This window comes from Azospirillum formosense, assembly GCF_013340925.1.
Lineage (GTDB): Bacteria > Pseudomonadota > Alphaproteobacteria > Azospirillales > Azospirillaceae > Azospirillum > Azospirillum formosense.
Map to the genome: position 1 here is coordinate 1 of NZ_WHOR01000405.1, position 3,519 is coordinate 3,519.

The window sequence follows — 3,519 nt, forward strand, 5'->3', positions numbered from 1 at the left end:
TCCCGCCCCGACCCCATCCGCCCGGAGCCCGCCAAGCCGCGCCAGGCCTCCGACGCGACGACCCAGGCCGAGGCCCGCGCCGCCCGTAAGGACGAAACCCAGCGCGCCGCCGACCGCAGGGACGCCCGCGCGTCCGACGCGACCAAGGCCGGCGACTCCGCCCACGGGACGCGCACCGAACGGCGTGAGGCCGCCGCGGCGAACCACGCCGCGGCCAAAGACGCGAAGACTGCCAGCGCCAAGACCGCGCAGGAAGACGCCGCCGCCAAGCCGGCGCCCACCGGCGCCGCCGCTCTGGCCGACACGGCGGAGACGGTTCCGTCGGACGAAGCCGGCAGCGCGATGGGCGATGGCGCCGCGCAGGACGGTGCCGGCGATCAGGCCGCGGAGGACGGGAACGGCGAAGCCGCGATTCTCGACCTGACCGTCACCGTGACCGAGACCACCGTGGAGCTGGTCACCGCCGACCGATCCGCCACCCTGACCGACATGGAGGCCGCCCTCTCGCTGGCCGTCGCCCAGGTTGCCGTCGGCACCCCGGACGGCACGGAGGCCGACAAGGCAACCGAGGATGGCGTGGTCGAGCTGGTGGCCCCGGTCGAGGTCCCGCCGCCCGGCAGCCCGACGTCGGAGGGCGACAAGGCCCCCTCGGCGGTTGACGCCGCCGAAGCCGAAGCCGAAGCCGCCTTGGCCGCCGCCCTGACGACCGCCGGCGCTCCCCATCAGGATGGCAAGACCAAGGTCGCCTCCGACCAGTCCGTGAAAGCCGCAGCCGCGGCCAAGCCGATCGCGGAAGCGCTTCCGACGATGGCGGACGCCGTGCCGGCGGACGGCTCGCAGACCGAAATCTTCGCGTCCCACGCCGAGGCCAAGGACGCCGCCGCCAAGGACAAGCCGGCGAAGGCCGCCGACTCGCTGTCCCCCGGTGCCCTGCCCGTCGCCGACCTGCCGAACGACGACGGCGCGCCGCTGCCGCAATCCCTGGCCGATCTCGCCGCGGCCAAGGCCAAGGGCGCGGCCCGGACCGGGGCGGACGGCGATGCCGGGACCAACGCCGGCAACCGCGGCAACCAGGACCCGAACGGCAACGCCGCCCTGGCGCAGCCGCCGGTGCCCCAGGCACCGGTTGCCGACCCGGCAAAGCCTGCCGGGCAAAGCGCGTTCCTGACCGCCGCCGCTGCGGCCGCCGCCGCGGACGCACCGCCGCCGGCCGACGGCGCGACTCACCCCGCGACCCCCACGCACCCGGTTTTCGCCGGATTCGAGGGTGTGCACACGGCGAGCGGCGTGGAGGCGGGGCTGACCACCGCCCAGCTTCGCCCGTCCCGCGGGTCCGCCGGCCTGCCGATGGGCGTCCAGGATCAGGTGGCCGTCCACATCAGCAAGAACGTGTCGGACGGCAACGACCAGTTCACCATCAACCTGCGTCCCGCCGAGTTGGGCCGCATCGACATCAAGCTGGAAATCGGCCAGGACGGGCGGGTCACCGCGTCGGTCGCCGTGGAAAAGGCGCAGACCCTCGAACTGCTCCAGCGGGACAGCCGCAATCTGGAACGCGCCTTGCAAGACGCCGGACTGAAGGCGGACAGCAACAGCCTCAACTTCAGCCTGCGCGGCGAAGGCGGCCAGTCGTTCCAGGACTCGGGACGGCAGGGCGGCTCGGGCCGGCGGGGCCGCGGCTTCGGCGGCGGCGCGGGCGAGGCGGAGGATGCGCAGGCCGCCTACACCCTGACGCTGGCCCCGGGCCGCGTCGACATCCAAGCCTGATTCAGACCAGCCGCAGCCATTCCAGCGAAGGACGACGACCATGGCCACCACCAACACCGATTATGGCAGCAGCTGGAATCTGAACCAGACCAAGACGAAGACGGACACCTCCACCAAGACCACCAAGACCGCCGACGAGCAGAAGCTCGACACCGCGGTGAAGGGGCTGGGTGACAACTTCGAGCATTTCCTGAAGCTGCTGACCACGCAGATGCAGAACCAGGACCCGCTGAAGCCCATGGACACGAACGACATGACCAAGCAGCTGGTCGATTTCGCGAACGTGGAGCAGAACATCGGGACCAACAGCCGCCTGGACAAGCTGCTGAAGCTGCAGAACGCCTCGACCAACTCGACCAACCTCGCCTATCTGGGCCGCACCGTCACCTTCGAAGGCGACAGCTTCGACTACACCCAGGGCATGACGGCGGCCCCGCTGGCCTACGAGCTGGAGAAGTCCGCCAAGTCGGTGCGCGTCGACATCCTGGACAGCAAGAACCGCGTCGTCCGGTCGATGACCGGCGAGACCACCGCCGGCATCAAGCATGTCGTGAACTGGGACTTCAAGGACGACGGCGGCAACGCCGTCCAGCCGGGCCAGTACCGCCTGAACATCGCCCCGGTGTCCGAGAAGAAGGACGACATCATCAAGGCGACCCCCTTCACCTTCGGCACGGTCAGCGGCATCGGGTCCAACAAGGACGGCGAAACCGTGATGTCCGTGGGCAGCGTCGAGGTTCCGCTGTCCAAGCTTTCCAAGGTGTACTGAGGGTTTCCCCCTCTCCCTCACAAGCGTCGTCCAAACGCATGGAAAAAGGCATGGGCATGGGTCCGGACGGGCCTATGCGCCATGCCTTTTATGCTTAAAACATTAACCCTATCGTTTAGGCTTTTGTTAAGCGGAGAAGGGGTAGGTTACCACCAAATCGTGGAATACACTGCTGATGGTGGAGCATCCGCGCATGTCATCTCGCGAGCTTGAAATGAGCGACGATGGCTCCAGTGGAGCGTCGGTCATCGGTCCGGAGGGACGGCCGATGACAGAAAATGATCTTCCCCCTCCCGACACCAAGCGCTGGGTCATGCGGCGCAAGGCGGAGGTCGTGGCCGGCGTGCGATCGGGGCTGATCAGCCTTGAGGAGGCGTGCCGCCGCTACACCCTGTCCGTGGAGGAATTCCTGTCCTGGCAACGGCTGATCGACAGCCACGGCATGCGGGGCCTGCGCGCCACGCGGCTGCAGGACTATCGCGGGAACCAGCCGCCGCCGTCCGTGCGCAGCCGGATGGCCAGCACCGCCGCCGAATAAGCGACTCTCGCTCGCCGTCCGACCAGACCAGACCGCCGCAGGCCCGCCCTGCGGCGTCGTTGTTTTGCATCCCGGCGATCTGTACAGAGGCATTTTCCGCCCCGACATTTTACGTCTCGCCGCTTTGCAATTTTTACGTGGCAGGTATCGCTTTCGTTCCCGCCCTTCGAAGATTAACGCAAAGCGAGGGCGGACGGCCACGGGAGTTCACCAACCGATGCGCTATCTCGACGACCTGACTCCCGGCGACCGCTTCGCCGGCGGCCCCGTGACCGTGACGGAGGAGGACATCGTCGCTTTCGCGCGTCAGTTCGACCCTCAACCCTTCCATCTCGACCCCGAGGCGGCGCAGGACAGCGTCTTCGGCGGGCTGGGGGCGGGGGGGCGGCGCCCCGCCGCGCCCGCCCAGAGGGGGGTCCGACCGCGGGGCGGGCGGGCCCCCGCC

General features: G+C 69.1%; 4 protein-coding genes. All 4 read left to right on the forward strand.

The features are described from left to right. Positions 1 to 1,767, forward strand: a 1,767-nt coding sequence (locus tag GBZ26_RS28210; protein WP_174441637.1) for a flagellar hook-length control protein FliK, incomplete at its 5' end; no start/stop codon positions are given. A 40-nt stretch (positions 1,768 to 1,807) separates the two neighbouring features. After that, positions 1,808 to 2,536, forward strand: a complete 729-nt coding sequence (locus GBZ26_RS28215) for a flagellar hook assembly protein FlgD (RefSeq protein WP_174441638.1) — start codon at positions 1,808 to 1,810, stop codon at positions 2,534 to 2,536. Positions 2,537 to 2,750: 214 nt separating this feature from the next. Next, positions 2,751 to 3,074, forward strand: a complete 324-nt coding sequence (gene sciP, locus GBZ26_RS28220; RefSeq protein WP_174441639.1) for a CtrA inhibitor SciP — start codon at positions 2,751 to 2,753, stop codon at positions 3,072 to 3,074. A 217-nt stretch (positions 3,075 to 3,291) separates the two neighbouring features. After that, on the forward strand, positions 3,292 to 3,519 hold a 228-nt coding region (locus GBZ26_RS28225; RefSeq protein WP_282184366.1), incomplete at its 3' end, for a MaoC/PaaZ C-terminal domain-containing protein.

Coding starts and splice junctions, on each gene's coding strand:
- GBZ26_RS28215 (WP_174441638.1), top strand. CDS start 1,808: ATGGCCACCACCAACACCGATTATGGCAGCAGCTGGAATCTGAACCAG.
- sciP (WP_174441639.1), top strand. CDS start 2,751: ATGAGCGACGATGGCTCCAGTGGAGCGTCGGTCATCGGTCCGGAGGGA.